The organism is Xanthomonas sp. D-99 (assembly GCF_017746145.1).
GTDB classification, from domain to species: domain Bacteria; phylum Pseudomonadota; class Gammaproteobacteria; order Xanthomonadales; family Xanthomonadaceae; genus Xanthomonas; species Xanthomonas cissicola.
This window is the reverse complement of the sequence record NZ_JAGHWU010000037.1, coordinates 20,299-46,865: the sequence shown is the minus strand read 5'-3', so window position 1 is coordinate 46,865 and position 26,567 is coordinate 20,299. Positions and strand designations below refer to the sequence as shown.

Genomic DNA, 26,567 nt, shown 5'->3' with positions numbered 1-26,567 from the left:
CAATCAGTATCTGACGCGTTGATGTCCCGTGGCCGGCGGCGCATTGCGTCGCCGGCCGATGGCGGCCACCCCCGTGGACGCTCCCTTGCATGTTCCCAGGTGAACCCATGTCCAGTGTTTCCATTGACGGCGCCCCCGATGCCGGCGAGAACACCCGTTTCATCATCCTGATTAGTTGTGTGGCCACGATCGGTGGCTTCCTGTTCGGCTTCGATAGCGGCGTGATCAATGGCACCGTCGACGGCCTGAAACAGACCTTCCAGTCCACCGCTGCCGAGACCGGCTTCGAGGTCGCCTCGATGCTGCTGGGCTGCGCCATCGGCGCCTTCTTTGCCGGCCGCCTGGCCGACCGCTGGGGCCGCCGCGCGGTCCTGATCATTTCCGCGGCGCTGTTCCTGCTCTCGGCCATCGGGGCCGGCGCCTCGCACAGCTCTGCCTTTTTCATCTTTGCGCGCGTGATGGGCGGCTTTGCGGTGGGCGCGGCCAGCGTCATTTCGCCGGCCTACATCGCCGAGGTCGCCTCGGCGCGCTATCGCGGCCGGCTCGCCACGATGCAGCAGATCGCCATCATCAGCGGACTGTTCTGCGCATTCCTGAGCAACTATCTGCTGGCCAACGCTGCAGGTGCTTCCACCGAGCCGCTCTGGGCCGGGCAGGCCGCATGGCGCTGGATGTTCTGGATGCAGGCGATTCCGTCGCTGCTGTTCCTGTTGCTGCTGCTGGTCATCCCGGAAAGCCCGCGCTATCTGGTGGTCAAGGGTCGCCGCGAGCAGGCGCTGGTGGTGCTCAAGCGCCTGTACGGCAACGCCGCCGCGCAGACCAAGCTGGGCGAGATTTCCGCCTCGATGGCGGCCGACCAGCACAAGCCCAAGTTCTCCGACCTCATCAACAAGGCTACCGGCAAGATCCGCCCCATCGTCTGGATCGGCATTGGCCTGGCGGTGTTCCAGCAACTGGTCGGCATCAACGTGGTGTTCTATTACGGCGCGGTGTTGTGGCAGGCAGTGGGCTTCTCCGAGCAGGATGCGCTGTTGATCAACGTGCTCTCCGGCGGCCTCAGCATCGGCGCCTGCCTGGTCACGGTGATGCTGGTGGACAAGATCGGCCGCAAGCCGCTGCTGTGGATCGGCTCGGCCGGCATGGCCGTCTCGCTGGCCTTGGTGACTTACGCGTTCGCCACCGCCTCGCTGGATCCCAACGGCAAGCTTGCGATGTCCGATGCCATGGGCATGCTCGCGCTGGTGGCCGCCAACGTCTACGTGGTGTTCTTCAACGCCTCGTGGGGCCCGGTGATGTGGGTGATGCTGGGCGAAATGTTCCCCAACCAGATCCGCGGCTCGGGCCTGGCCATTGCCGGTGCCGCGCAGTGGACCTCCAACTTCGCCATCACCGTCAGCTTCCCGATCCTGCTTGGCAGTATCGGTCTGGCCGGTGCCTACGGCATCTACACCGTCGCCGCCTTCATCTCGGTGTTCTTCGTGCTCAAATACGTCTACGAGACCAAGGGCAAGGAGCTGGAGCAGATGGAGGGCTGATGGCCCGGTTGTGCCGATATCGGCATCGAAGACGAAAAAGGCCGCGCATTGCGCGGCCTCTTTCGTTGAATGAGTTAGGTGACGGGCAAAGTTACGACAGCCACCGATTGCACCACTGAAGTGCAAGGACGTTGGCCAGGGATGGCACGAAGGGCGGTTGCGCTGATCACTCTCGCGATCTGTGCGCTTCAGCTATACGCGGTATGGCAAATGGCTTCACACTAGGCAAAATTCGTCGACGAACCAGGGAGTGGTTGTATGGCAGTTGCAAGAGAGCTGGCTGAAGGGCTTCTGCTAAGTCTGGGTTATTGCGTTGTCTATCTGCTTGTCTGGCATCTGTCTGTCGATCAATGGTACCTGCCGGCTGGCTTGAGAGCTGCGTCGCTTTTATTTATGCCATACCGTCGTTGGCCGTTTCTCTTGGTGGGCGATGCCGCCGCAATGCTCTGGTTGCGTGTCCCGATGTTGGAGACAAGGGATTACGCCCCGATGTGGGCATACCTGAGTCCGTTTTTACTCGCGCCTGCGGTCGCCCTGGCTGTCTCGGCAATTCGCCGTCATACACCGGACGTCATTACCCGCAATCGAATTCTTCCCATCATGGCGATTCTCGCTTTGTGGAGCACGCTGTGTGGCATGGCGCTCAATGCCGCGCTCGGTGGCCCCATAGCCAGCTCTCCCCTTGAGATTCTGTTGAGAACCTGGTTGGGTTCGTATCTCGGCATTTTGATGTTCTTGCTGCCGGGTTTGCTTTGGTACCGGCGTGCTGAAGGCTATCTTCGTGACGATTTGGTGCGTGACAGTGCATTTGCCGGATTTGCGATGGCGGCATTGTTTTGCACTGCCAATGTTGTCCCTGAGCCACTGCTGCGACAGGTTTTGATGGTGTCGCTTATTGGGCCGGCAATTGTTGTGACGCTCCGTCATGGCTGGCGGGGAGCCGCGGCTGGCGCATTGCTGGCAAACCTCATTGCGGCCTTGTCTGGGTCCAAGTACGGAATCGCCGCATATGACTCCGAATTGTTCAGTGTTCAGCTACTGATTGCGGTGCTTGCGACGGGACTCTTCGTCCTTGGTTCAAGGTTGGCCTTTGCCTACACGCAGGCAGGGAACCAGGAGCAGGCACAACTGGACGCTTTGCAGTTTGCTCAGGCGGGCTATCTGGCTGCAGAGCGCACCCTCCGCAATCGCGTGGTGGATTATTCCGATATAAACGTTCATATAAATCGATTGCGCAAGGATTGCGTTGCTCAGCTGCGTGAGCGTGGGCATCACGCAGCAGCCATGGAGATGACCAGGGCAGGAGTCATCGAGTCGCGCCTGCTGCATGAATATGTCGCTGGGTTATATCCGCTAGAAATCGAGACGCATGGCGTGTACCAGGCGCTGCGCTCACCCGTGCTGGCACGGTTCTATAACACTGAGATTCATCACGCGCTGCGTGGTCATTGTGGCGATCTATCACTTGGCTTGCAGCTGGCCGCGTATAGGTGCGCGCTCAACGCGTTCGAAATGCTTCCACAAGCCGAGCGGCACCTTGTGCAAGCTCGCACATGGAAAAGTGGTGGTTCACAGGGTATTGTCATCAGGATCTTCGCGGATAGCTCATTGCTGGATCCACTGCAGCGGGACACAACTGAAGCGAGTACTGAATTGCGGACGCGACTAAAAGCGCATGGCGGTATGTTTCGCCGCCGCCATGCGCGAATCCTCAGTCTGCTAGTCGCCGAGCCAGTTTCGATCACTTCGTCCGTGTGACAATCCAGCGCTCTCCAGCGGTGCCCGGGATGAGATGCAACGTGAAATTGTTGGTCTGATAAACCAATTGTGCGAGCGTTGGGACCGTCAACGTCGAGACCGTCACACGACTGACGTCCTTGCCCATCGGCAGCACCCACAGGACCTCGCCTGCGCGACCAACCGCGCCACGCACTACGCCAGTTGCATCGTTAATCTGTAGGTACAGCATGCCCTCGCGTTCAAATTCATAGATCCGCCATGCCGGATCTACCGCTAGATTGGTTGCTTGGGGCACGGACTCGCCCAGGCCCGTGGCAGCCAGCGTGGCAACTGTTCCATCGCCTGGACAGCATGCAATTGCTGATCCGGTGCCCGCCAGTATCGCGACGGCGACGGCACCTAGGGTCTTAAATGCCAGCTTTGCCTTCACTTCCATGACTTCGCCTTCTCCCGTGTACGGGAAACATTCGCCTGCAATTCAGGCACGCCTACGGTACGTGTTTCTCCGTAGCTTCGTAAGTGGCTAAGTCAAAATTCATTGCACTTGCCTTGTGTCAATGTGTTGACACTTGTGTAGGTGTCAGCCCTTCTGAGTTCACCTTCGTAGTTCTTGCTGTCTTCTTATTTGTATATTGTGTGAAATGCCGAGGGCTGACAGGTTGTCATAGATTGGGGTCATTGCTGTTCATTTCGTTGGTGACGCGGTTATGGAAATTTGAAATGTTGGATTTTTACAGTCATATAACTTTGCAGAAAATAGCGGGTTATTCGAATAGTGCGTGACACGCCCGCGTAGAGGTTATTAGGTTGCTATATAAATGCACGACAGTCGCGAGTCGCCTGGGAACAGCGTGGTCATCGTCTGTGCGCAATCGATTCGTCGCAGTGATAAAGACATTTCGGCATGGCGGATGGCCGCGCCTTCCAAGCTTGGGGCGAAAAAATGAACGCAAGAGCGCAGGATGGGAAGAGCTGAGTTGCTTTCGCTGAATTGATGTTACTTTATAACACTTGTCCGTTGCCGCGCAGTCTTGCCTCCCGTGTCCTGCCTCCCCTTGTGTTGGATGTGTTGTCTGGAATCGCGCCGCAGTCGGTGCTGCCGTCCGCTGTGTCGGGTCGATTGCTTGGATTTTGAGGTGCAGGCATGAAGCGCCGTCACCTGCTACAGGGAGGCGCTGCCGCGTTGATGCTTCTGCCGGCGTTGGGGGCTGCACAAGGACTTCCCGTCCTGCGGGGGTGCAGCGTGCAGCAGCAGGGCCAGTCGCTGCGCCTGCGGCTGGAACTGGGCGCGCAGGTTGCCTATCGCAGTTTCCGGTTGACCGATCCCGAGCGGGTTGTCATCGACCTGGCTGGCGTGTCGTCGCAGTCGCCGCGCATCGATCCGATGCCTGCCGGTGCTGCGGTGGCCCGCATACGTAGCGCGCCACATCTGGATGGTCTGCGCGTCGTGATCGACCTCCAGCAACCATGTTCGACCAACATGCACTGGGAAGGTGGCGCGCTAGTGGTGGAGCTTGCTGCCACTGGCAGCGTCGCGTTGTCCACGAGCGACGCCGCTGCAGCGGCAGCGCCGACGGGGCGGACGGAGCCGACCCGCTCACGCCTGCATCCCTACGTGGTCGCCATCGATGCCGGCCACGGCGGCAAGGACCCGGGGGCGGTCAGTGGCGATGCGCGCTACGAAAAACATGTGGCCATGGCGGTGGCCGGGCGGCTGCATCAACGCCTGGCGTCCGATGCGCGCTACCGGCCGACCATGATCCGCAGCGATGACCGCTTCGTGCCGCTGCACGAGCGCGTGTTTATCGCGCATCGCCACAATGCGGACCTGTTCGTCTCCATCCATGCCGATGCCGCACCAACGCGCCAAGCGCGCGGCGCCTCGGTCTTTGCGCTGTCGCAGACCGGCGCCAGCTCCGCGCTGGCGCGCTGGATCGCCGATAGCGAAAACGCTGCCGACGACATGGGCGATACCGCGCGCCGGCTGCGGGTGCCAAGCAATCCGGTGTTGTCGCAGGTGCTGGCCGATCTGTCGCTGAGTGGCACCATCGCCAGCAGCCTGGCATTCGGTACGTTGATGTTGGAGCGCCTGCAGCAGGTGACGCGCCTGCATCAAAACCAGGTGGGGCAGGCCGGTTTTGCGGTGTTGAAGTCGCCGGACATTCCGTCGCTGCTGGTAGAAACCGGCTTCATGAGCAATCGCGACGATTGCAGCCGCCTGTGCAGCGATACGCATCAGGACGAACTCGCGCAGACATTGCATGCGGGAATCGACGACTACTTCGCTGCGTTTCCTGGCCGCGCCTGAGGCGCGGTCGTCACCTTTATCTTCGACGAGACCCCGATGTCCGCTACGCTTCCCGATGTTGCTGTGACTGAACCATCAACGCTGAGCGCGCCCCTGCGATGGGTGGGCATGCAGGACATCGCCATTCCCGTGCAGTTGGAGACCGGTGGCAGCCAGCTTGCCGCGCGCGCCAGCGTGCAGGTCGATCTGCCGCGGGCAGAGCTGAAAGGCATCCACATGTCGCGGCTGTACCGCCTGCTGGATACGCATCTGCAGCAGCTATTGTCGCCGGCCATGCTCTCGCAGTTATTGCAGGCGCTGATCGACAGCCATGCCGATTGCGCGAGCCGCGCCGCTCGGCTGACGCTCAGCTTCGAACTGATGTTACGCACGCCGGCATTGCGCAGTGAGGGACTGAGTGGCTGGCGTGCCTATCCGGTGCACATCGCCGCGCAATGCAGGGCAGGGCGCACCACGATCCAGCTCCAGGTCGAGGTGTTGTACGCCTCCACCTGCCCCTGTTCGGCAGCCTTGTCGCGGCAGCTGCTGAGTGATGCATTCGTTCAGCAACATGCCGGGCGCGATACGCTGCCGCTGCGCGATGTTATTCAATGGCTGCAGGACCACGGTACCTACGCCACGCCGCATAGCCAACGCAGCGTAGCGCAGGTACGCGTCGAGCTGCCCGCCGATGCGCAGCAATTGGCCATCCAGCAACTGGTCGGTCTGTGCGAGCAGGCGTTGGCGACGCCGGTGCAGGCAGCAGTGCGGCGACCCGACGAACAGGCATTTGCGCGCCTGAATGGCGCAAACCTGATGTATGTCGAAGATGCGGCGCGACGCCTGCGCAAGCCGCTGGCAGAGCACTACGCGGCCTTTCATGTAGCGGTACGCCATCTGGAAAGCCTGCATGCCCACGACGCCGTCGCCGAAACCGGCAGCGACGAAGTGGTGCTTGGACCGACAACCACGTGAGCAGACGCGATGCACTGCAAATTCCCAAGGCGGTCGGCACGCATGGTGCATAGACACAACACGTCGACTCACGTCGCTGCGCAGCGAACGCGCACCGCCGAGCGCGCCGCGATGAGGTCCGTTCTTCTCGTGCTGATGTGGCTGATCTGAGCCGCATTCCTGAGATCGACACATCGTCGAACGCTTGCGGTGTGATGCCGGCGAATCTGCATGCGCTTGGCTGCCGCGCAGTGAGAGGCGTGGCCCGTATTGCATCCCGACAAGCGCTGCCGCGTTGGAGGCGTCAGATGGAATCCGGCGCCCTATCGGCGGCAACCAACCTCGACTACTTCCTGGGGCCGGTGGTCCTGCCCAGGCCAGGAGATGAGACCGAGATGGTTGCGGCCTGCCCGATGCCACACAGACCAACGCATGTGCGAGTGCCTGCGCTACAACGCAAAAGCCCCGCATTGCGGGGCTCTGGCGTTTAGCAGTCAGACCGATCGTGGTGCTCCCTAGGGGACTCGAACCCCTGTTTTAGCCTTGAGAGGGCCACGTCCTAACCATTAGACGAAGGGAGCGCTTTTGTCACGTCTTGTGCAGCGCGCTAGTATAGTGAGGTAATAGCCGTTGGGCAATCCTGCAACACAAGACGGAAGCGCCATCATCGAACCCTCAGTTACATCTCCGTTCACGCTGCGCGTCATTCCACGCGACCAGCACACCATCTCGCGCAAGGACATCAGCCCCAACGCGTTACGCGTGTTGTACCGCCTGCGCGAATCGGGCTTTGGTGCCTATCTGGTCGGCGGTGCGGTCCGCGACCTGCTGGTTGGCGGCCACCCGAAGGATTTCGACGTGGCCACCGACGCGACGCCGGAAGAGGTCAAGGCGCTGTTCCGCAACTGTCGCCTGATCGGCCGCCGTTTCCGTCTGGCACATGTGGTGTTCGGTCGCGAAATCATCGAAGTGGCCACCTTCCGCGCCAATGTCGACGATGGCAGCGGCGACCGCGAACTCGATAACGGCCGGCTGGTGCGCGACAACGTCTACGGCACCATCGAGGACGATGCGATCCGCCGCGACTTCACCTGCAATGCCTTGTATTACGCCATCGAGGATTTCTCGGTGCGCGATTACTGCGGCGGCTTCGAAGACGTGCAGGCGCGCCTGATGAAGTTGATCGGCGACCCGCAGTTGCGTTACCAGGAAGACCCGGTGCGCATGCTGCGCGCGGTGCGTCTGGCGGCCAAGTTGAATTTCGACATCGAAGCCGGCACCGCCGAACCCATTCCGCGTCTGGCCGGGCTGCTGTCCGAAGCTGCGCCTGCGCGGTTGTTCGAAGAAATTCTCAAGCTGTTCCTGTCTGGGCACGGTGTGGCCAGCTTCGAAGGTCTGGAGCGTTACGGCCTGCTCAGCGCGTTGTTTCCGGAAAGCGCGGCGGCATTGAAGTCCAACCGCAGTGGCGCGTTGCGCGCCATGGTGCTGGAAGGCCTGCGCAATACCGATGCACGCGTGGCCAACGACGAGCCGGTGTCGCTGGCCTTCCTGTTTGCATTGCTGCTGTGGCCGGCGTTCTGCCGCACCTTGATGGGGCTGCAGGCGCAAGGCGTGCAACCGGAGGATGCGCAGCGCCGCGCGGCCGATCGCGTCACCTTGCATCAGTTGGAGCGCGTCGCGTTGCCGCGCCGTTTCTCGCTGCCGATGCAGGAAATCTGGTTACTGCAGACGCGTTTCTCCTCGCGTCAGCGCAAGCGGGTATTTCGCACCTTGTCGCATCCGCGCTTCCGCGCGGCATTCGATTTCCTGGTGCTGCGTCAGTTCGCATCGGCCGACCACGCCGCCGATGTGGAGTTCTGGCGCGAGGCGCAGAAGTCCTCCGGCCAGGAGCTGGTGGATGCGATCGAATCGGCGCAGGCCGACCACGACAGCGATGAGGGCGCACCGCGCAAGCGTCGCCGACGCCGCCGTCGGACCGGCGCACCGGCCGGCGAGTAGGGCATGCAGACCGCCTTTGTTGGCCTGGGTGCCAACCTGGGCCAGGCCGAGGCCAGCGTGCGCGCGGCCATCGCCGCGTTGGGCGCCGTGCCGCAGACCACGCTGATCGCCGCTTCGCGCTTGTATCGCACGCCGGCCTGGGGCCGCGAAGACCAGCCCGATTTCATCAATGCCGTGGCCCAGCTGCGTACCGAGCTTGCGCCGCTGCCGCTGCTGGAGGCCTTGCTCGGCATCGAACAGGCGTTCGGCCGCGAGCGTCGCGCCGGCGAGCGCTGGGGCCCGCGGACGCTCGACCTGGACCTGCTGCTGTACGCCGACCAGGTGATCGACCTGCCGCAGCTGCAGGTGCCGCATCCGCATCTGCACGCGCGCGCCTTCGCCCTGCTGCCGCTGTCGGAGCTGGCGCCGGAGGCGATCATTCCGGGGCATGGAACAGTGCGGCGCGCCCTGCACGCCATCGATACCTGCGGGCTGGAGCCGATTGGGTAGATAATGGCCGGCTTATCACCCCACGTAATGACTTCATGAGCAGCCACGCCGACAGCAAGCCCTGGACCGTGCCCGCCTTGGCGCAGGCCAAGCGCGAGGGTCGAAAACTGGTCATGTTGACCGCGTACGACGCCGGTTTTGCGCGCACCTTCGACGCCAATGGCGTGGACCTGATCCTGGTCGGCGATTCGCTCGGCATGGTGGTGCAGGGGCACGATTCCACCTTGCCGGTGACCACCGCCGACATGGTCTACCACACGGCCTCGGTGGCCCGTGCGCTCGATCGCGCCTTGCTGGTGGCCGACCTGTCGTTCCAGGCCGACGCCACGCCTGAGCGTGCATTGGACGCCGCCACCCAGCTGCTGCAGGCTGGCGCGGAGATGGTCAAGATCGAAGGCGCCGGGCACAAGCTGGAGGTCATCCGTTACCTGGTCGAGCGCGAGATCCCGGTCTGCTCGCACCTGGGCCTGACCCCGCAATCGGTGCTGCGGTTCGGTGGCTACAAGGTGCAGGGCCGCGGCGAGGCTGGCGAGCAGCTGCGTCGTGGCGCGCAGGCCGTGGTCGACGCCGGTGCGAGCCTGCTGGTGCTGGAATGCGTGCCGACGCCGATCGCCACGCAGATCAGTGCCGACCTCAGCGTGCCCACCATCGGCATCGGTGCCGGCCCCGGTTGCGACGGCCAGGTGCTGGTGATGCACGACATGCTTGGGCTGGACAGTGGCCACCGCCGGCCCAAGTTCGTCAAGGATTTTCTGGCCGAGGGCGGCTCGGTTGCCGGCGCGGTGCGCGCCTATGCACAGGCGGTGCGCGACGGCAGCTTTCCCGATGCAGAGCATGCATACGCCGCATGATCCAGACCCTGACCGATCTTTCCGCACTGCGCGCCCTGGTCAATGGCTGGAAGCGCGAGGGCTTGCGTGTGGCGCTGGTGCCCACCATGGGCAACCTGCACGCCGGGCATTATTCGCTGGTGATGCTGGCGCGCCAGTACGCCGACCGCGTGGTGTCCAGCGTGTTCGTCAACCCGACCCAGTTCGGACCGAATGAAGATTTTGCGCGCTACCCGCGCACGCCCGAGGCCGACCTGCGCGGCCTGGAAGACGCCGGTTGCGATGCGCTGTGGCTGCCGGACGTGGACACCATGTACCCGCTCGGCACCGCGCTGGCCACACCGATCCATGCGCCCGGCGTCAGCGATGTGCTGGAAGGCGAATGCCGGCCCGGGCATTTCGATGGCGTGTGCACCGTGGTGGCGCGATTGTTCAACCAGGTGCAGCCGGACGTGGCCGCCTTCGGCAAGAAGGATTACCAGCAGTTGGCGGTGATCCGGCAGATGGTGGCCGACCTGGCGTTTCCGATCGAAATTTTGGGCGGCAGCATCGTGCGCGAGGCCGATGGCCTGGCGATGAGCTCGCGCAACCAGTATCTGTCGGCGGAAGATCGCCCGATCTCGGGCACGATCCGCAAGGTGCTGCTGCAGATGCGCGACAGCTATGCCGCCGGCACGCCGCGTGCGCAGGTGGAAGATGCGGCCAGCCACACGCTGGAACAGGCCGGTTTCAGGGTCGATTACGCGGTGGTGCGGCTGCCTGACCTCAGCGAGCCGGGCGACAGCCACACCGGCGCGCGCGTGGCCTTGATCGCGGCCCGGTTGGGCAACACGCGCTTGATCGACAACCTGGAATTCTGAGCAGGCCGACGCGCCGTCGGAGCCGTCCGGCAGCGCCAGCGAACCGGGCGCGCGGTTGTGCGTGCTGCGCAGGCCTGAAGCCCTCACCACCGGCCGCAGCGCAAACCGGTGGGGACGGGCGCTTTCCGCTAAAATGCCGGCTTTCCTTTTGTCGTTGCCTTCCGTCCATGCACCTGTCCCTGCTGAAAGCCAAGATCCACCGCGCCACCGTCACCCACTCCGAGCTCAACTACGAAGGCTCGATCGCCATCGACGGCCTGCTGCTGGAAGCGACCGGCATCCGCGAATTCGAACAGGTCCACATCTGGGACGTCACCAACGGTGCGCGTTTCAGCACCTATGCCATCCGCGCCGAAGACGGCAGCGGCATCATGTCGCTCAACGGTGGCGCTGCGCGTCACGTGCAGGTGGGCGATCTGATCATCGTGGCGGCGTTCGCCAGCATGAGCGAAGACGAAGCCAAGACCTTCAAGCCCAATCTGGTATATGTGAACGCGCACAACGCGATCTCCCACACCAACCACAGCATCCCCACGCAGGCCGCATGACACACACCAACGGATTCGACGCGCTTCACGCCCACGCCCAGCGCCTGCGCGGCGCTGCCATCCCCGCATTGCTTGCCGCCGAGCCGCAGCGGCCGACGCAATACGCCAGGCAAGTCGGTCCGTTGTATTTCAACTTCGCGCGGCAGAAGTATGACCGCGCCGCGCTCGATGCGCTGTTCGCCATCGCGCGCGCGCGCGATCTTTCCGGCGCGTTCCAGCGCCTGTTCCGTGGCGAGCAGGTCAATGTCACCGAACAGCGCGCGGCCCTGCATACCGCGTTGCGCGGCGATTTGACCGACGCAGCGGTGGCATCGGAGGCGTATGCCACCGCTGCCGACGTGCGCCAGCGCATGGGCGCGCTGATCCAGCAGCTGGAAGCGACCGAGGTCACCGATATCGTCAGTGTCGGCATCGGTGGATCGGACCTGGGCCCGCGGCTGGTGGCCGATGCCTTGCGTCCGGTGGCCGGAGCGCGCTTGCGCGTGCATTTCGTCTCCAACGTCGATGGTGCGGCGATGCAGCGCACGCTGGCCACGCTGGATCCGGCACGCACCGCCGGCATCCTGATCTCCAAGACCTTCGGCACCCAGGAAACCCTGCTCAACGGCAGCATCCTGCATGCCTGGCTCGGTGGCAGCGAGCGGCTGTACGCGGTCAGTGCCAACCCCGAGCGTGCCGCCAAGGCCTTCGACATCGCACCCGGCCGCGTGCTGCCGATGTGGGACTGGGTGGGCGGGCGCTACTCGCTGTGGTCGGCAGTGGGTTTCCCGATTGCATTGGCCATTGGTTTCGAGCGTTTCGAACAACTGCTGGAAGGCGCCGCGCAGTTCGATGCACATGTGCTCAACACGCCGCTGGAAGAAAACGTTGCGGTGTTGCATGGCCTGACGGCAGTGTGGAACCGCAACCTGCTCGGTAGCGCCACGCACGCGGTGATGACCTACGACCAGCGCCTGGCACTGCTGCCGGCTTACCTGCAGCAGCTGGTGATGGAGAGCCTGGGCAAGCGCGTCAAGCTCGATGGCTCGGCGGTGGACAGCGACACCGTGTCGGTGTGGTGGGGTGGTGCCGGCACCGATGTGCAGCACAGCTTCTTCCAGGCGCTGCATCAGGGCACCAGCGTGGTGCCGGCCGATTTCATCGGCACCGTGCACAACGACGACCCGTACGCGGAAAACCATACTGCGCTGATGGCCAATGTGCTGGCGCAGACCGAGGCGCTGGCCAACGGGCAGGACAGTAGCGACCCGCACCGCAGCTACCCGGGCGGCCGCCCGAGCACGGTGATCCTGCTCGATGCGCTCACCCCGCAGGCGCTGGGCGCGCTGATCTCGATGTACGAGCACAGCGTCTACGTGCAATCGGTGATGTGGGGCATCAATGCGTTCGACCAGTTCGGCGTGGAGCTGGGCAAGCAGCTGGCCAGCCAGTTGCTGCCGGCGCTGAAGGGCGAATCGGCCGATGTGGCCGACCCGGTGACGCGCGAGCTGCTGAACAAGTTGCGCGGCTGAGCATGTGCGCATCGCGCTTGAAAAACCGGGGCCTGCGGGCCCCGTTTTTGTTTTGGACGGCATGATCGACCGGATTGTTTGGACAAAATGGACAAATTTCCTAAATTGGGAATTTGGGAGTAGGCTGATCGCCAGCACTTCGCCCCGGATTTCCCCATGTCGCGCTTCCAGGATCTGCCCGAGCTCGAAAAATCCCCCGCTGCCGACATCAAGGTAAAGGGCTGGCCCAGCCTGATGCGCAAGGTGCGCTCGCACGGGGCAGTGGTGATCACCAACCACAATCATCCCGAAGCGGTGGTGGTGGATGCCGAGGAGTATCGGCGCCTGGTCAATCAGGCCAGTGCGGCGGCCGCAACCTCGGCGCGCGCGCAGTCGCTGCAGGCACTGCAGGCGAAGTTCGACGCGCATCTTGCGGGGGCGACTGAGGGTGCGGGCCTGGCCAAGGCGATCGCCACACCGGCACGCCGCGGCCGCAAGGTCACCCTGGGCCCGTCGCTGTAAGCGATGGGTAATCTTCTGGTGCTGGCCGGCGTCAATGGCGCGGGCAAGAGTTCGTTACTGGGCCGGTTTCTGCAAGAGGACGGCGCCACCTGGTTCAACCCGGACGCCTTCACCAGGGACTTGGTGGAACAGGGCTGGGCGCCTGCAGAAGCGAACGCGCAGGCCTGGCAGGAAGGCGTACGGCGGCTGCGCCAGGCCATGGCCGATGGCAGCGATTTCGCCTTCGAAACCACGCTGGGCGCGACGACCATTCCGCGCCTGCTGCGCGAGGCCTGCGCGCAGCACACGGTCGCGGTCTGGTTTTGCGGGTTGGCGACCGTGGACCTGCATATCGAGCGCGTGGCGGCGCGGGTTGCGGCCGGCGGTCATGCCATTCCCGAGCACAAGATCCGCGAGCGTTACGACGCCTCGCGTGCCAACCTGATTGCCTTGCTGCCTCACCTGGCAGTGCTGCATGTCTACGACAACAGCGCATCGGCCGATGCCGCAGCTCAGGCATCGCCCATACTGGTGCTGGAACTGGACCGCAGCGGCCTGCATTACCCGCAAACGCCGGACGAACTGGCGCAGGTACCCGATTGGGCCAAGCCCATCGTGATGGCAGCGCTGGAGTTGCGGCAGTCCTGAGTCGCTTGCTCAGGCGCTTATGCTTTGATCCGTCTCACCGACGCGGCCAGACACCCATCGACCTTACCCGGAGGAGCGCACCCGGGCGCGACAGTCCATATCGGCAACGCTCCTCCCGCCCAGGTGCGCTGCTACCGGGATGCGACAGCAGCGGGAATGCCCCGCTGCACGTGTCGGCTGTTGCGTCATGCAGCGCCGTACCTGGAAACGGCGACGCTTACGCCTTGCTCAACTGCACTGCCACCGGGTCGCCGGTGAGATAACCCACCGCGCCACCGAAGCGATCCTTGTAGTTGGCGCGGACCAGCGGATCCAGCGTGGCCTTGACGGTGTCGTGCAACGGGCTTTCCCAGTCGCCGGGATGCTGGAAGTTGCTCATGACATAGGTCCAGCCGTGGATCTCGTCGACCGCATGCAGGCCGGTCGATTCGGCGCCCGCCGGCACCGACAGCACGCGCGTCAGCGTGCCGCTGTCCACGTTGTAGGCCCACAGGAAATTGTTGACGTGCAGGCTGCTGTCTTCGCCGATGAACAAGGTGCGCAGCGATTCGGAGAACTTGAGGTTGTCCGGGTTGGCGATCCGTTCCGGGTCGGCCAGGTTGCCCAGCGCGTCGGCCTTGGCCAGGTTGTGGCCGGTGAGGGCGGCCGGGGCGGCCATGTCGATCGGCACCCAATCGCTGTGGATCGGCGCGCCTTGGCTATCGCGCTGGCCGCCGCGCAGGTTCAGGGCATACACCGCGCCAGCTTCCGGACCCTGCACTTTCACATCGCCCGAGCCGTTGAGCATGCTGGTGACGATATAGGACATGGCCATGTAGGCGACCTTGTCGCGCGCGTTGACGGTGGTGCCTTCGAGCTTGGTGAAGCCCAGGCTGCCGCCGGCCAGCGCGGCATAGCGATGGGTTTCCAGATACGTGGCGGCCTTCTCCATGCCGGGCTTGATGCGGATCCAGTTGAAGGTGCCGTTGAACGGAATCTTGGTGAACGAAGCATCGCTCGGGTCGCTCAGGTGCACGTCGAGGATGTCGGCAGCGGTGAGACGGTCGGCCATGGCCTGGATCTCGGCGCTGGTGGCGTGGCCGAGCTTGATCCAGCGCAGCGTGGCCGCGCCCGGTCCGACGCCCGAAGTCTGGTGCCACTTGCCGACATACAAGGTGCCGGCGGAGAGATCCGCCTTGCGGTCGGCAATGAACATGAACAGCCCGCCGTTGGTCGCGTCGTCGCCCATCAGCACGGTGCGTTGGTCGGGCATCACCTGCACCAGCTCGTGCGAGATGCGGCCCAGGCAGTAGTGCTTGCGCACGCTCCCCGTTCCGTCCGGGTGCACGGTGATCTCCGGCAGATGGCCGTAGTGGTACGGGTTGGCTTTCTCCGGGTCGCCGTACAGATGCGTGCTGTAGCTGCGGAACTGGGTGTTGCCGGCCAGCGCGGTGGCATCGGGTTCGTACTCTTCGCTGGACAGGTGGGTATTCCACGGCGACAGGCTGGCGCCGCAGGTGGTCCACAGCCCATGGACCGGTGCGGTGTCGACGTTGTGGTACTTCACCAGCGACAGCTTGCCGGTGGCCGGGTCCTGGTCCAGCGTCAGCACCGCGATCGGCGCAGGCAGGTGACGGTTGGTGTCGTTGCCGGCCTGGTCGCGGGTGGTGTATTCGAACTGCACCACTGCGAACACATGGTTGCCCTTGACGCCTGGCACCTTGGCATTGGGCAGGGTCAATAGCGAGGAGCCGTCCGGGCAATCGGAAAAGAACGGACGCTCGGCACCGGGTTTGGAGCGGTCGATGATCGGGCGATGCTGGATGTCGTAGTACCCGCCCGCCAGCACGGTGCCGCCGTTGCCGTCCGGCACCTGATCGCCGGTAATGAAGAACGGGTGGTAGGCCAGCGCATACCGCTGCGTGCTGCCGTCGCTGCGGGTCACGCTGAGGGCCGAACCGACCGTGGTGGTGGCCATTGCCGCCGGATCGGCCAGGCTCGGCGCCGGCATGCCGTGGAAGGTGGCCGAGACCAGGCGGGTCGGGTTGTCCGACGGCCGCAGCGGGCGCGCGGCCCACGCCGCACCGCCAAGCTGTTGCAGGGCGGCAGCGCTGGCGTTGCCGAGCGGCAATAGGGGGACGGCCGCCAGCAATTGCATCAGGCGACGACGGGAGGGGTCGGGGGAGGGGGACATCGAAACTCCAGGCAAAGGCGACGATCAACGATGGCCGTGGCGCATCGGCAAGCCGGTCACGCTAGGCCGCTGGTATGACGGTTGTTTGACAGCAGGCTCACCCGTTGGCCTGCATTCGAACGTGTGGTGGCAAGCGAGCGCTGCCAGATTCCCTTGACACGCCGATGCTGCGCATTGGTCAGACCGGCGGGTGGTGCGATGCAGCAAAGTGCATCTGCTCGCGCGCTCAGACGCTGCGGCAGATCAGGTGGTTTTGCGCGGTTTCACAGGTGCTGCCGGTATTCCAATGCTATAGCCGCGGCCAATAAGTTGCCCGGTATTCGGCATACGGGCAGCTGTTGTTGACAGGGTAGGGGAATCACGCAAGCGTACGCCGCCTAATGGCCTGCGGCGCAACGCATCGCCGTGGGAGAACCACCCTGGAGAAACGAATCTTGGACAAGCTGCTCCGTCGTACCGCCGCGCCCGTCGCGCGTCGCGCCCTCTGCCTGGCCACCGCCGCTGCGGTGCTGATGCTGGCCGCCTGCCAAGGCAAGGACACCGCTGCCGAAGCGAGCAAGACCGCCCCGGCCGCCGCACCTGCCGAGGCCTCGACCGCCATCCATCCGGACCAGTGGCCGTCGCGGAAGTGGCCGTTCCCGCAGGACGCGGCACTGGAGCAGCGCATCACCGATGTGATGGCCAAGATGAGCGTGGAAGAGAAGGTCGCCCAGACCATCCAGGGCGATATCGCCAGCATGACCCCGGACGACGTGCGCAAGTACCGCATCGGCTCGGTGCTGGCCGGCGGCAATTCCGATCCGGGCGGCAAGTACAACGCTAGCCCGGCCGAATGGTTGAAGCTGGCCGACGCGTTCTATGAGGCGTCGATGGACACTTCCAAGGGCGGCAACGCGATTCCGATCATCTTCGGCATCGATGCGGTGCACGGCCAGAGCAACATCGTCGGCGCCACGCTGTTCCCGCACAACATCGGCCTGGGCGCCACGCGCAATCCGGAACTGATCAAGAAGATCGGCGAAGTCACCGCTGCCGAAACCCGCGTCACCGGCATGGAGTGGACCTTTGCGCCGACCGTGGCCGTGCCGCAGGACGACCGCTGGGGCCGCACCTACGAAGGCTATTCCGAGTCGCCGGAGGTGGTGGCCAGCTTTGCCGGCAAGATGGTCGAAGGCGTACAGGGCGTGCCGGGCACGCCGCAGTTCCTGGACGGCAGCCACGTCATTTCGTCGGTGAAGCATTTCGTCGGCGACGGCGGCACCACCGACGGCAAGGACCAGGGCGACACCAAGGTGTCCGAATCCACCATGCGCGATATCCACGCCGCCGGCTATCCGCCTGCGATTGCCGCTGGCGCACAGAGCGTGATGGCCTCGTTCAACAGCTTCAACGGCGAAAAGATGCACGGCAACAAGGTCATGCTGACCGACGTGCTCAAGGGCCGCATGAATTTCGGCGGATTCGTGGTCGGCGACTGGAATGGCCACGGCCAGGTCAAGGGCTGCACCAACCAGAACTGCCCGGCCTCGTTCATCGCCGGTGTCGACATGGCGATGGCCGCCGACAGCTGGAAAGGTATCTACGAGACCGAACTGGCGGCGGTGAAGTCCGGGCAGATCTCGGCCGAGCGTCTGGACGATGCCGTGCGCCGCATCCTGCGCGTGAAGATGCGCCTGGGCCTGTTCGAGGCCGGCAAGCCGTCCAAGCGCCCACTCGGTGGCAAGTACGAATTGCTCGGCGCACCGGAACACCGTGCGATCGCCCGTCAGGCGGTACGTGAGTCGCTGGTGCTGCTGAAGAACCAGGCCGGCATCTTGCCGCTGAATCCGACCAAGCGCGTGCTGGTGCTGGGCGACGGTGCCAACGACATGGGCAAGCAGTCCGGCGGCTGGACCCTGAACTGGCAGGGCACCGGCACCAAGCGCAGCGACTATCCCAACGGCACCACCATCTGGGAAGGCCTGGACAAGCAGATCAAGGCCGCCGGCGGCAGCGCCGAGCTGGCCGTGGATGGCGCCTACAAGACCAAGCCCGACGTGGCCGTGGTGGTGTTCGGCGAAAATCCGTATGCCGAATTCCAGGGCGATATCGCCACCCTGTTGTACAAGCCGGGCGACGAAAGCGAACTGGCCCTGATCAAGAAACTCAAGGCCGAAGGCATCCCGGTGGTGGCGGTATTCCTGAGCGGGCGTCCGCTGTGGATGAATCAGTACATCAACGCCTCCGACGCGTTCGTCGCTGCCTGGTTGCCGGGCTCCGAAGGCGAGGGCATTGCCGATGTGCTGCTGCGCAAGGCCGATGGCTCGGTGCAGAACGACTTCAAGGGCAAGCTCAGCTTCTCCTGGCCCAAGACCGCCGTGCAGTTCGCCAATAACGTCGGCCAGAAGGACTACGACCCGCAGTTCAAGTTCGGCTTCGGCCTGACCTACGCCGACAAGGGCGACCTGGCAGCACTGCCGGAAGAATCCGGCGTGTCCGGCGAGCAGTCGGTAGGCGGGATGTACTTCGTGCGCGGCAAGCCTGCGCTCGGCATCGCCATGCAGCTGTCCAATGCCGGTCAGGCCAACATGCCGGCAACCACGCTGCCGGTGGGCTTGTCCGATGGCAGCCTGAAGATGACCGCAGTCGACCACAAGGCGCAGGAAGATGCGCGCCGTCTGGTGTGGTCCGGCAGTACCGCCTCCAGCGTGTTGCTGGTGTCCGCCAAGCCGGTGGACGTCTCGCGTGAAAGCAACGGCGATGTGCAGTTGCAGCTGACCCTGCGCCGCGACAGCGCGGTGACCGCGCCGGTGTGGCTGGGCGTGGGCTGTGGCGACAAGTGCGGTGGTCGTGTCGACGTCCAGAAGACCCTGGCTGCGCTGCCGCAAGGCCAGTGGAAAGTGGTCGGCGTGCCGTTGAAGTGCTTCGCAGTGGCCGGCGCGGATGTGACCAAGCTGACCCAGGTCGCCAGCATCGAAAGCGCTGCCGCGCTGGACCTGTCGGTGTCCAAGGTGTCGCTTGGCGCGCTCAACGAAGCCGAAGTCACCGTCGACTGCCCGGTCAAGTAAGCAGCATTCCCGCAGGCGTGCGTGCGCGCCTGAGATGAGACCAAACAGCTGCGTCGCCAGTGCCGGCGACGCGGTATAGCGGCCACCCTGATCGGTGGTGTCATCAGCCGCCGCGGGACGCGCGTGTCGATCGGCCGGGATGGCCTGCAGCTGCGGTTCGCCGCGCTGCCGTGGCGCACGCCGTGCGTTGCGGCGGCATTCTGCAGGCCTGTCTGGCGTTCGACGCACACCCCAAAGCCAGACAGGAGAGTGCAGTGGGTTTGGCGACGTTGGATATCGTGATCGTGCTGGTCTATCTGGCCGGCATCTTCGTGCTCGCGCAGTGGGTCTCGCGCGAGAAGGCAGGCCACAGCAAGAGCGCCGAGGATTACTTCCTGGCGAGCAAGTCGCTGCCGTGGTGGGCGATCGGCGCCTCGCTGATCGCGGCGAACATCTCGGCCGAACAGATCATCGGCATGGCCGGTTCCGGCTATGCGATCGGTCTGGCGATCGCCTCCTACGAATGGATGGCGGCGCTGACGCTGCTGATCGTCGGCAAGTTCTTCCTGCCGATCTTCCTGCGCAACGGCATCTACACCATGCCGCAGTTCTTGGAGCAGCGTTACGGCACGTGGATCCGCACGCTGATGGCGGTGTTCTGGCTGCTGCTGTACGTGTTCGTCAACCTGACCTCGATCCTGTGGCTGGGATCGATCGCGGTCAGCCAGGTCACCGGCATGGACCAGACCCTGGCGCTGGCATTGATCGGCGTGTTCGCGCTGGTTTACCAGTTGTATGGCGGATTGAAGGCGGTGGCGCTGACCGACATCGTGCAGGTCACCCTGCTGGTGCTGGGCGGCCTGCTGGTGGCGGGGCTGACCCTGGCGCGCATTGGCGATGGTGCCGGCGTGCTGGCCGGCTTCCAGCACCTGTGGACGGCGCACCCGGAGCACTTCCACATGATCCTGACCAGGGACAACCCGTTCTACAAGGATCTGCCGGGCCTGAGCGTGCTGTTCGGCGGGCTGTGGGTGATGAACATCAGTTACTGGGGTTTCAACCAGTACATCATCCAGCGCGCGCTGGCCGCCAAGAACATCGGCGAGGCGCAGAAGGGCATGGTGTTTGCCGCGTTCCTGAAGCTGCTGATGCCGTTGGTGATCGTGGTGCCGGGCATTGCCGCAGTGGTGCTGGCGCCTGATCTGGCCAAGCCCGATCAGGCCTACCCGACCATGATGCAGTTGTTGCCGACCGGCATCCTGGGCCTGGTGTTTGCCGCGTTGGTTGCGGCGATCGTGGCCTCGCTGGCGTCCAAGATCAATTCGGTGGCGACGATCTTCACCCTGGATTTCTACGCCAAGTTCCGTCCGCAGACCGAGCAGAAGCAGCTGGTGCGCGTGGGGCGTCTCGTGGCCGCCGCCTCGGTGCTGATCGGCATCCTCACCGCGCGGCCGTTGCTGGGCAACTTCGATCAGGGCTTTCAGTTCATCCAGGAATTCACCGGCTTCTTTACCCCGGGCGTGGTGGTGATCTTCATGCTTGGCCTGTTCTGGAAGCTGGCCAACGAAGCCGGCGCGCTGACCGCGGCGATCGGCTCGGTGGTGTTGTCCTTCACGCTCAAGTTCGCCTGGCCCGAACTGCCATTCATGGACCGCATCGGTGTGGTGTTCGTTGCCGCGCTGGTATTGGCGGTGGTGGTGTCGTTGCTGACGCCTGCCACGCAGGCACGCGATCTGATCCGTACCAACGACGTCGCCTACGGCACCACCCTCGGCTTCAAGATCGGCGCGGCCGGCGTGATCGCGATTCTGATCGTGCTGTACACCGTGTTCTGGTAAGCAGCCATGTCTTGAAATGCAGCGCGGCGCGGCACCTTGGTGTTGCGCCGCGCTGCGTTGACAGCCTGCCGTTTCGGCGGCGAGCTTCGTCAAGCGGGTTTGGATGGCCCACAGGATCCACTGTGCACGCGTGGGAGATGCCGCTCGCGTACCGCACGCGCCACCGAATGGTGGAAGCGGTTGGTTTGTTGGCTGCGCCTAGACGCGCGCCGCGGCCAAGCTGGCGGCAAGCAGGTTGGCCGGCGCGGCATGTTGCTCGTGCCACGGCGTTTCCAGCCAGGTTTCCAACGCGGCGGCCGGCATCGGTTTGGCGATCCAGTAGCCCTGGCCTTCGTCGCAGCCCCAGGCGCGCAATTGCGCGTACGCCTCCGCCGATTCGATGCCTTCGGCGACCACACGCTGGCCCAGACTGTGGCCAAGCTGGATCATCGCCGGTACCAGGGTGCGATCGGTTTGGCTGTCCGGCAGCGAGCGGATGAAGGATTGATCGATCTTCAACGAACTGGCCGGCAGCTGCTTGAGATAGCTGAAATTGCTGTAGCCGGTGCCGAAGTCGTCGATGGCGATATGCACGCCCAGCGCTGCAATGGTGGCCAGTTGTTCGGCCAGGTGGTCGGGGTGGCGAATCATCGCGCTTTCGGTGAATTCGATTTCCAGCCGCCGCGGATCCAGCTTGTGACGGTCCAGACCGCGCCGCAGCAGGCCGGCAAAGCCGGGGCGGTCCAGATCGGCAGCCGACACGTTCAAGGCCAGGTTGAAGTCCAGGCCTTGCTGCTGCCAGCGCGCTGCCTGCGCGATGCCGTTGTCGATGACCCAGGCCGTGATGCGGTTGATCAGCGCGGTTTTTTCGGCCATCGGAATGAAATCCGACGGCATCACCGGACCGATCATCGGGTGTTGCCAGCGCAGCAAGGCTTCCACGCCGACGCAACGGTGGTCGTGCAGATCCACGCGCGGCTGAAAGTGCAGGCGCAGCTGGCTGGCACTGTCCAGGGCCGCGGGCAGGGCGGCGAGTAGGCGGAAGGTGTTGCGCTGGGCAACATCGTGCTTGCGCTCGTACATGCTCCACGGCAGGCAGCGCTCGCGTGCAATATCCACCGAGGTGGTCAGCGAGCGGATGGTATCGGCGGCGCCGTAGCTGGATTGCAGCGAGACCGCGCCGATCGAAGCCACTGCGGTATGTGGAATGCCCTGATGTTCCAAGGGCTCGGTGAACGCCTTGGAGACCTTGGTGCATAGCGTGGCCAGGCGCTGGCCTTCGGCCTGCGCCAGGAAACCGAAGGTGGTCGGGTCCAGCCGATACAGCAGGGTGCCGCCAGGCAGGTAGGCGGCAAGGCGACGCTGTGCCAGGGCGACGTAGCCGTCTGCGTATTCCCAGCCCAGCGCCTTGACCATATCGCGGAAGTAGTCGCTGCCGCAGACATCGATGGCCACTGCCGTGGTGGCCGGCGCCGTGTCGCGTTGCGACAGCCAGGTATCCAGGTCTTCGCTGAAGCGCGAGCGGTTGGGCAGCCCGGTCGGACCATCGCGGTAGGTGGTACTGCGCAGGTTTTCCACGCGCAGCACGGCCAGGTCGCGCAGGCCTTCCAGGTGCGTGATTGCAGCTTGATCCAGCCCGGGGCGCGGGCTGGTGCCGATCACGCACAGGGTGCCGATGCTATGGCCGTCGCTCAGCTTCAACGGTGCGCCGGCATAGAAGCGAATGAATGGCGGGCCCAGCACCAGCGGGTTGTCGCAAAAGCGCGGATCCAGTTGCGCATCCGGCACCACCATCACTTCGTCCGAGCGGATTGCATGCGCGCAGAACGCCTGGCTACGCGGCGTTTCGCGCGCTTCCAGGTCAATGCGCGCCTTGAACCACTGGCGGTGCTCGTCCACCAGCGATACCAACGCAATTTCCGCGTCCAGGCTGCGCGCTGCCATGGCCGCCACGGTGTCGAACACCGGGTCTGGCGGCGAATCCAGCAGGCATAGGCCGCGCAGCACCTCGAGCCGGGTGGACTCGTCGAGCGTGGGCGGAAGAAGAGACGCGACGGGGGCAGGCAGGGAAGGCATGTGCTCGTATCGGCCTGAAGCGTAATCCCTTGATTGGCGCTGATGGGTGCCGTTCAGTTGCAGCAGGCGGGCCCGGGCCGCGTTGGAACACACGAACAGTGCCTTGGCAGAGCCACACACGCGCCGCGCGCGATCGGAATGCCATTTGCGCAGCGCTGTCGCAGGCATGCGCCGGAAACGGTCGATCCGCTTCCCTCGACCGGCCAATGCTGCCGTTGCAGGACGTGGACACGCTCCGATGCGCAGTGGCGCATGCCCTCCGGTGGCGACGCCTAAATATCCCGCGTGCGCTGCCGATCACCTTTTGGAGGCAGCAGTGTTGACGCAGCGCAACCATCCGCGTCGCGCATGCGACCAATGGTCTTTGGCCGATGTTTGCTTTTGTGATGCGCATTCGCCTCATGCGTGACACGAGTTGACACAGTCTTCACTCGCGCTGTGAGTTGGCCATCGCGGCTTTTGTCACTTCTTTTCTGGAATTATCGTGAATTCATTGCTGTCTTTTGCACAACGCACGCTTCTCGTCGTCGCCGGACTGGCGCTGTCGTCTGCCGCCCATGCCGGGCTCACGGTGTCCGGCACGCAGTTGCGCGAGTCCAATGGCAATGCGTTGGTGCTGCGCGGCGTCAATCTTCCACATGCCTGGTACGCGGGCCGCACCGATGCGGCGTTGGCAGTCATTGCGGCCACCGGTGCCAACAGCGTGCGCGTCGTGCTCAGTTCCGGCTACCGCTGGACGCGCACACCGGAGGCCGATGTGGCCCGCATCATCGCGCGCTGCAAAAGCCTGGGCTTGATCGCCGTGCTGGAGGTCCACGACACCACCGGCTACGGCGAAGACACCGCCGCTGCGAATCTGGTCAATGCGACCAATTACTGGGTCGCCATCCGCAAGGCGCTGATCGGCAACGAAGACCGTGTGGTCATCAATATCGCCAACGAACCGTTCGGCAATAGCCTGACTGCCAGCGAATGGGTCAACGGCCATGCCACCGCCATCGCCACTTTGCGCAAGAATGGACTGACCCACGCCTTGATGGTGGATGCGCCCAACTGGGGCCAGGACTGGCAGTTCTACATGCGCGACAACGCCGCTGTGCTGCTGGCCCGCGACAGCCGCCGCAACCTGGTATTCAGCGTGCACATGTACGAGGTGTTCGGTAGCGATGCCACGATCAACAATTACCTGCGCGCCTTTAACGATAAAAAGCTGGCGCTGGTGATCGGCGAATTCGGTGGCGACCAGCGCGGTGCGCATGTGGACGAAGCGGCGATCATGCGCCGCGCGCGCGACTACAAGGTTGGCTACATGGGCTGGTCATGGTCGGGCAACGACAGCAGCACGCAGTCGCTGGATATCGCGATCGGCTGGAATGCCGCACAACTGAGCAGCTGGGGCCGCAACCTGATCCTGGGCACCGATGGCATCGCGGCAACCTCGCGTCGGGCAAGCGTGTTCGGCCCGCTGTGAGATGAAGTCCTGCAGCCGGAAACTGTAGTTTTTCGGCCGCGCACAAGGGCATTGCAACGCTGTCGATCTGTGCGCCGTTGCGCAGCCGGCATCGGCACACCGGCACGCGTGACACGCATTTCAGATGCGTCACAAGTCTTCGCGATATGCCTGCCGTATAAGGTCCGGCGACAGGGGCAAGACGGCTAGCGTAACGGCCCCGGGCTCGGGCGCTTGGTCAGCTTGCGCTGCAGCGATCGGCGATGCATGCCGAGCAGGCGCGCGGCCGCCGACACGTTGCCGCCGGTTTCGTGCAGCGCCTGCTGGATGTGCTCCCACTGCAAGCGGCTGAGCGGCGTCATCATTTCCTGCGCGCTTTCTTCTTCGTCCGGCTCTGGCAACTCGTCATCCTCTTCGCCCAGCGCCCGCATGATGGTGGGAATATTGGCCGGCTTGGGCAGGTAGTCATCGGCGCCGAGTTTGATCGCCTCCACCGCCGTGGCGATGCTGGCGTAACCGGTGACCAGCAGGATGCGCATGTCGGCGCGGATCTCGCGCAGCGGCTGGATCAGGCTCAAACCGGAGTCGTGGCCGAGCTTGAGATCGATCAACGCAAAATCCGGCAACGCGCTGCGTGCCGTGGACAATGCACTGGCCGCATCGGTGGCGGTGAGCGTTTCCACGCCGCGGCGTGCAAGGCTGCGTTGCAGCGTGCGCAGGTACAAGGTGTCGTCGTCGACCAGCAGGCCGGTACGGATTGGGGGACTTGTCATGCGAGTGCCTCGTGGTCGGAGAGCGGCAGACGGAAACCGACGCGCGCGCCGCTGCCTTCGGCGGGCAGCATCCACAGCTCGCCCTGCAGGCGTTCGACAGTGGCATGCGAGAGCGCCAGCCCGACGCCCATGCCGTCGTGCTTGCCGCTATTGAACAGCGTGCCCGGCAGCATCGCTTGCGCGGTGTCGAAGCCGGGTCCGTAGTCGCGCACTTCGCCGCTGAGATGGTCGTGTTCCACCCGCAGGGTCAGGTCGATCTGCGGACGCCCGGCCCGTTCGCCGGCATCGGCGGCATTGTTGAGCAGCACCATCAGCAGGTGGCTGACGCCGGGCTGCAGCATCAGCCGCATCGGTGCGTCATCATTGCGGCGCAGCTCGATGGTGGGACGCACCAGGCGCCATTGTTCCAGCACGTCTTTCACCGCCACCTCGCGGCTCAGATGGCCGTTGTCGGCCGGTGCCGCCAATGCCAGCACGCGCTCATGGCACTGCACCAGCAGCTCGCGCAAGGTATCCAGGTCTTCGCGCAATTCGCCCTGCTCGCACTGATCGGCGATGTCGTCCACCAGCAGGGTCATGGTGGCCAGCGGCGTGTTCAATTCGTGCGCCACCGAGGCCGCATGCGTGGCCAGCGCGACGATGCCTTCGTTGCGCGCAAAGCGCTCACGCAATGTGGAGATTTCGCGCTCGCGCTCGCGCATCGAAAAAGCCAGCCGTGTCGCGAACGCCAGCACCACCACGGTGGACAGCAGGAAGTTGGCCGCCATGCCCCACATGTGCAGGCTGAGCGGGTCGAAGCCGCCGTAGGGCAGCGGCAGCCCGAACGCCGCGCTGATCACATAGCCGGCCACGCACGATGCCGCTACCGCCATCGCCCAGCTCAGCGGCAGTGCCAGTGCGGCCAGCGCGATCAGCACCAGGAACAACGAGCCGAACGGGTTGGCGATGCCGCCGCTCCAGCCCACCATCCAGGTCAGCACGGTCACGTCGACCAGGATGTGCCCGAACTCGGTGGCCGGGCTCACCGCGCCGCGGTGTGCCACGCGCAGCTGCGCATACAGGTTGAAGACCGCCAACGCGGCCACGCCGGCCCACAGGGGTTGCTGCGGCAGGTTCAGGCCCATCAGCCCGGTCGCGACCAGGATGGTGGCGGCCTGGCCGGCAGTGGCCAGCCAGCGCAGGCTGCAGAGGGTCCGCAGGAAGGAAGCGTCGGAGCTGTTCATCACGGCAATGCTATGCGCTTGAGAAGATGGTGGCCTGCGACAAACCGTCGCATCGGCCTAGAGCGGGTTATGCACGTTGAGATTGAGATGCGTCGGCCGCCAGCGGTGCGGAGGGGGGGCTGCATGGCTCCGGCTTGGCTGGCGCCAAG

Annotated in this window: 20 protein-coding genes and 1 tRNA gene; 15 read left to right on the top strand and 6 right to left on the bottom strand. The window is 64.4% G+C overall.

Features of this window, described 5'->3' with window-relative positions:
• Positions 1 to 107: 107 nt before the first annotated feature.
• Both J7360_RS13925 and J7360_RS13920 read left to right on the top strand, forming a co-directional pair.
• The gene (locus J7360_RS13925; protein WP_033481945.1) at positions 108 to 1,535 is read left to right on the top strand and encodes a sugar porter family MFS transporter; all 1,428 of its coding nucleotides are present in this window, start codon (positions 108 to 110) and stop codon (positions 1,533 to 1,535) included.
• Positions 1,536 to 1,793: 258 nt separating this feature from the next.
• Positions 1,794 to 3,293, top strand: coding sequence for an MASE1 domain-containing protein (locus J7360_RS13920; RefSeq protein ID WP_209034093.1), 1,500 nt, complete (start codon positions 1,794 to 1,796; stop codon positions 3,291 to 3,293).
• Here the strand turns inward: J7360_RS13920 and J7360_RS13915 are convergent.
• The gene (locus J7360_RS13915; protein ID WP_209034092.1) at positions 3,277 to 3,711 is read right to left on the bottom strand and encodes a hypothetical protein; all 435 of its coding nucleotides are present in this window, start codon (positions 3,709 to 3,711) and stop codon (positions 3,277 to 3,279) included. The genes J7360_RS13920 and J7360_RS13915 overlap by 17 nt on opposite strands.
• A 708-nt stretch (positions 3,712 to 4,419) precedes the next feature.
• Between J7360_RS13915 and J7360_RS13910 the strand changes: the two genes are divergently transcribed.
• Positions 4,420 to 5,583, top strand: a complete 1,164-nt coding sequence (locus J7360_RS13910) for an N-acetylmuramoyl-L-alanine amidase (RefSeq protein ID WP_057659198.1) — start codon at positions 4,420 to 4,422, stop codon at positions 5,581 to 5,583.
• A gap of 36 nt (positions 5,584 to 5,619) precedes the next feature.
• Positions 5,620 to 6,537, top strand: a complete 918-nt coding sequence (folE2, locus tag J7360_RS13905) for a GTP cyclohydrolase FolE2 (RefSeq protein ID WP_057659200.1) — start codon at positions 5,620 to 5,622, stop codon at positions 6,535 to 6,537.
• A 485-nt stretch (positions 6,538 to 7,022) separates the two neighbouring features.
• On the opposite strand, the gene J7360_RS13900 is transcribed toward folE2, so the two are convergent.
• Positions 7,023 to 7,097: transfer RNA gene (locus J7360_RS13900), tRNA-Glu, on the bottom strand.
• A 49-nt stretch (positions 7,098 to 7,146) separates the two neighbouring features.
• Between J7360_RS13900 and pcnB the strand changes: the two genes are divergently transcribed.
• The 8 genes from pcnB to J7360_RS13860 all read left to right on the top strand — a co-directional run bounded on the left by pcnB (position 7,147) and on the right by J7360_RS13860 (position 13,880).
• Positions 7,147 to 8,514, top strand: a complete 1,368-nt coding sequence (pcnB, locus tag J7360_RS13895) for a polynucleotide adenylyltransferase PcnB (protein WP_057659202.1) — start codon at positions 7,147 to 7,149, stop codon at positions 8,512 to 8,514.
• 3 nt (positions 8,515 to 8,517) lie between these two features.
• Complete coding sequence (gene folK, locus J7360_RS13890; protein WP_007965767.1) at positions 8,518 to 9,003, top strand: 2-amino-4-hydroxy-6-hydroxymethyldihydropteridine diphosphokinase; 486 nt, start codon at positions 8,518 to 8,520, stop codon at positions 9,001 to 9,003.
• Between the two features lie 35 nt (positions 9,004 to 9,038).
• Positions 9,039 to 9,854, top strand: coding sequence for a 3-methyl-2-oxobutanoate hydroxymethyltransferase (gene panB / locus J7360_RS13885; protein WP_057659208.1), 816 nt, complete (start codon positions 9,039 to 9,041; stop codon positions 9,852 to 9,854).
• Positions 9,851 to 10,693, top strand: coding sequence for a pantoate--beta-alanine ligase (panC, locus tag J7360_RS13880; protein ID WP_007965764.1), 843 nt, complete (start codon positions 9,851 to 9,853; stop codon positions 10,691 to 10,693). Before panB ends, panC begins: the two co-directional genes overlap by 4 nt.
• Positions 10,694 to 10,860: 167 nt before the next feature.
• A complete protein-coding gene (gene panD / locus J7360_RS13875; RefSeq protein WP_003481969.1) occupies positions 10,861 to 11,241 on the top strand; it encodes an aspartate 1-decarboxylase in 381 nt (126 codons plus the stop codon).
• A complete protein-coding gene (pgi, locus tag J7360_RS13870; RefSeq protein ID WP_057659210.1) occupies positions 11,238 to 12,752 on the top strand; it encodes a glucose-6-phosphate isomerase in 1,515 nt (504 codons plus the stop codon). The genes panD and pgi overlap by 4 nt, the downstream gene beginning before the upstream one ends.
• 156 nt (positions 12,753 to 12,908) lie before the next feature.
• Complete coding sequence (locus J7360_RS13865) at positions 12,909 to 13,253, top strand: type II toxin-antitoxin system prevent-host-death family antitoxin (protein WP_007965758.1); 345 nt, start codon at positions 12,909 to 12,911, stop codon at positions 13,251 to 13,253.
• A gap of 3 nt (positions 13,254 to 13,256) precedes the next feature.
• Complete coding sequence (locus J7360_RS13860; RefSeq protein WP_057678959.1) at positions 13,257 to 13,880, top strand: AAA family ATPase; 624 nt, start codon at positions 13,257 to 13,259, stop codon at positions 13,878 to 13,880.
• Between the two features lie 217 nt (positions 13,881 to 14,097).
• On the opposite strand, the gene J7360_RS13855 is transcribed toward J7360_RS13860, so the two are convergent.
• The gene (locus tag J7360_RS13855; protein WP_057659212.1) at positions 14,098 to 16,053 is read right to left on the bottom strand and encodes an alkaline phosphatase PhoX; all 1,956 of its coding nucleotides are present in this window, start codon (positions 16,051 to 16,053) and stop codon (positions 14,098 to 14,100) included.
• A gap of 434 nt (positions 16,054 to 16,487) precedes the next feature.
• Between J7360_RS13855 and J7360_RS13850 the strand changes: the two genes are divergently transcribed.
• Positions 16,488 to 19,100, top strand: a complete 2,613-nt coding sequence (locus tag J7360_RS13850) for an exo 1,3/1,4-beta-D-glucan glucohydrolase (protein ID WP_057659215.1) — start codon at positions 16,488 to 16,490, stop codon at positions 19,098 to 19,100.
• A 254-nt stretch (positions 19,101 to 19,354) separates the two neighbouring features.
• A complete protein-coding gene (locus tag J7360_RS13845) occupies positions 19,355 to 20,917 on the top strand; it encodes a sodium/sugar symporter (protein ID WP_057659225.1) in 1,563 nt (520 codons plus the stop codon).
• 198 nt (positions 20,918 to 21,115) lie between these two features.
• Here the strand turns inward: J7360_RS13845 and J7360_RS13840 are convergent, their stop codons facing one another.
• Positions 21,116 to 22,972, bottom strand: a complete 1,857-nt coding sequence (locus J7360_RS13840; RefSeq protein WP_209034091.1) for an EAL domain-containing protein — start codon at positions 22,970 to 22,972, stop codon at positions 21,116 to 21,118.
• Positions 22,973 to 23,456: 484 nt separating this feature from the next.
• On the opposite strand from J7360_RS13840, the gene J7360_RS13835 reads away from it, so the two are divergent.
• On the top strand, positions 23,457 to 24,443 hold the full coding sequence (locus tag J7360_RS13835) for a glycoside hydrolase family 5 protein (RefSeq protein ID WP_057659221.1): 987 nt from the start codon (positions 23,457 to 23,459) through the stop codon (positions 24,441 to 24,443).
• A gap of 185 nt (positions 24,444 to 24,628) precedes the next feature.
• On the opposite strand, the gene J7360_RS13830 is transcribed toward J7360_RS13835, so the two are convergent.
• On the bottom strand, positions 24,629 to 25,195 hold the full coding sequence (locus J7360_RS13830) for a response regulator transcription factor (RefSeq protein WP_017158628.1): 567 nt from the start codon (positions 25,193 to 25,195) through the stop codon (positions 24,629 to 24,631).
• Positions 25,192 to 26,418: an ATP-binding protein gene (locus J7360_RS13825; protein WP_057659222.1), complete on the bottom strand. Its 1,227-nt coding sequence runs from the start codon at positions 26,416 to 26,418 to the stop codon at positions 25,192 to 25,194. Before J7360_RS13825 ends, J7360_RS13830 begins: the two co-directional genes overlap by 4 nt.
• Between the last annotated feature and the right edge of the window lie 149 nt (positions 26,419 to 26,567).

Bases quoted from the DNA above. Each gene is read 5' to 3' on its own strand.
- panC (WP_007965764.1), top strand. From the start codon at position 9,851: ATGATCCAGACCCTGACCGATCTTTCCGCACTGCGCGCCCTGGTCAAT.
- J7360_RS13915 (WP_209034092.1), bottom strand. From the start codon at position 3,711: ATGGAAGTGAAGGCAAAGCTGGCATTTAAGACCCTAGGTGCCGTCGCC.
- folK (WP_007965767.1), top strand. From the start codon at position 8,518: ATGCAGACCGCCTTTGTTGGCCTGGGTGCCAACCTGGGCCAGGCCGAG.
- panD (WP_003481969.1), top strand. From the start codon at position 10,861: ATGCACCTGTCCCTGCTGAAAGCCAAGATCCACCGCGCCACCGTCACC.
- J7360_RS13840 (WP_209034091.1), bottom strand. From the start codon at position 22,972: ATGCCTTCCCTGCCTGCCCCCGTCGCGTCTCTTCTTCCGCCCACGCTC.
- pgi (WP_057659210.1), top strand. From the start codon at position 11,238: ATGACACACACCAACGGATTCGACGCGCTTCACGCCCACGCCCAGCGC.
- J7360_RS13920 (WP_209034093.1), top strand. From the start codon at position 1,794: ATGGCAGTTGCAAGAGAGCTGGCTGAAGGGCTTCTGCTAAGTCTGGGT.
- folE2 (WP_057659200.1), top strand. From the start codon at position 5,620: ATGTCCGCTACGCTTCCCGATGTTGCTGTGACTGAACCATCAACGCTG.
- J7360_RS13855 (WP_057659212.1), bottom strand. From the start codon at position 16,053: ATGTCCCCCTCCCCCGACCCCTCCCGTCGTCGCCTGATGCAATTGCTG.
- J7360_RS13825 (WP_057659222.1), bottom strand. From the start codon at position 26,418: ATGAACAGCTCCGACGCTTCCTTCCTGCGGACCCTCTGCAGCCTGCGC.
- J7360_RS13830 (WP_017158628.1), bottom strand. From the start codon at position 25,195: ATGACAAGTCCCCCAATCCGTACCGGCCTGCTGGTCGACGACGACACC.
- J7360_RS13865 (WP_007965758.1), top strand. From the start codon at position 12,909: ATGTCGCGCTTCCAGGATCTGCCCGAGCTCGAAAAATCCCCCGCTGCC.
- J7360_RS13910 (WP_057659198.1), top strand. From the start codon at position 4,420: ATGAAGCGCCGTCACCTGCTACAGGGAGGCGCTGCCGCGTTGATGCTT.
- J7360_RS13860 (WP_057678959.1), top strand. From the start codon at position 13,257: ATGGGTAATCTTCTGGTGCTGGCCGGCGTCAATGGCGCGGGCAAGAGT.
- J7360_RS13925 (WP_033481945.1), top strand. From the start codon at position 108: ATGTCCAGTGTTTCCATTGACGGCGCCCCCGATGCCGGCGAGAACACC.
- panB (WP_057659208.1), top strand. From the start codon at position 9,039: ATGAGCAGCCACGCCGACAGCAAGCCCTGGACCGTGCCCGCCTTGGCG.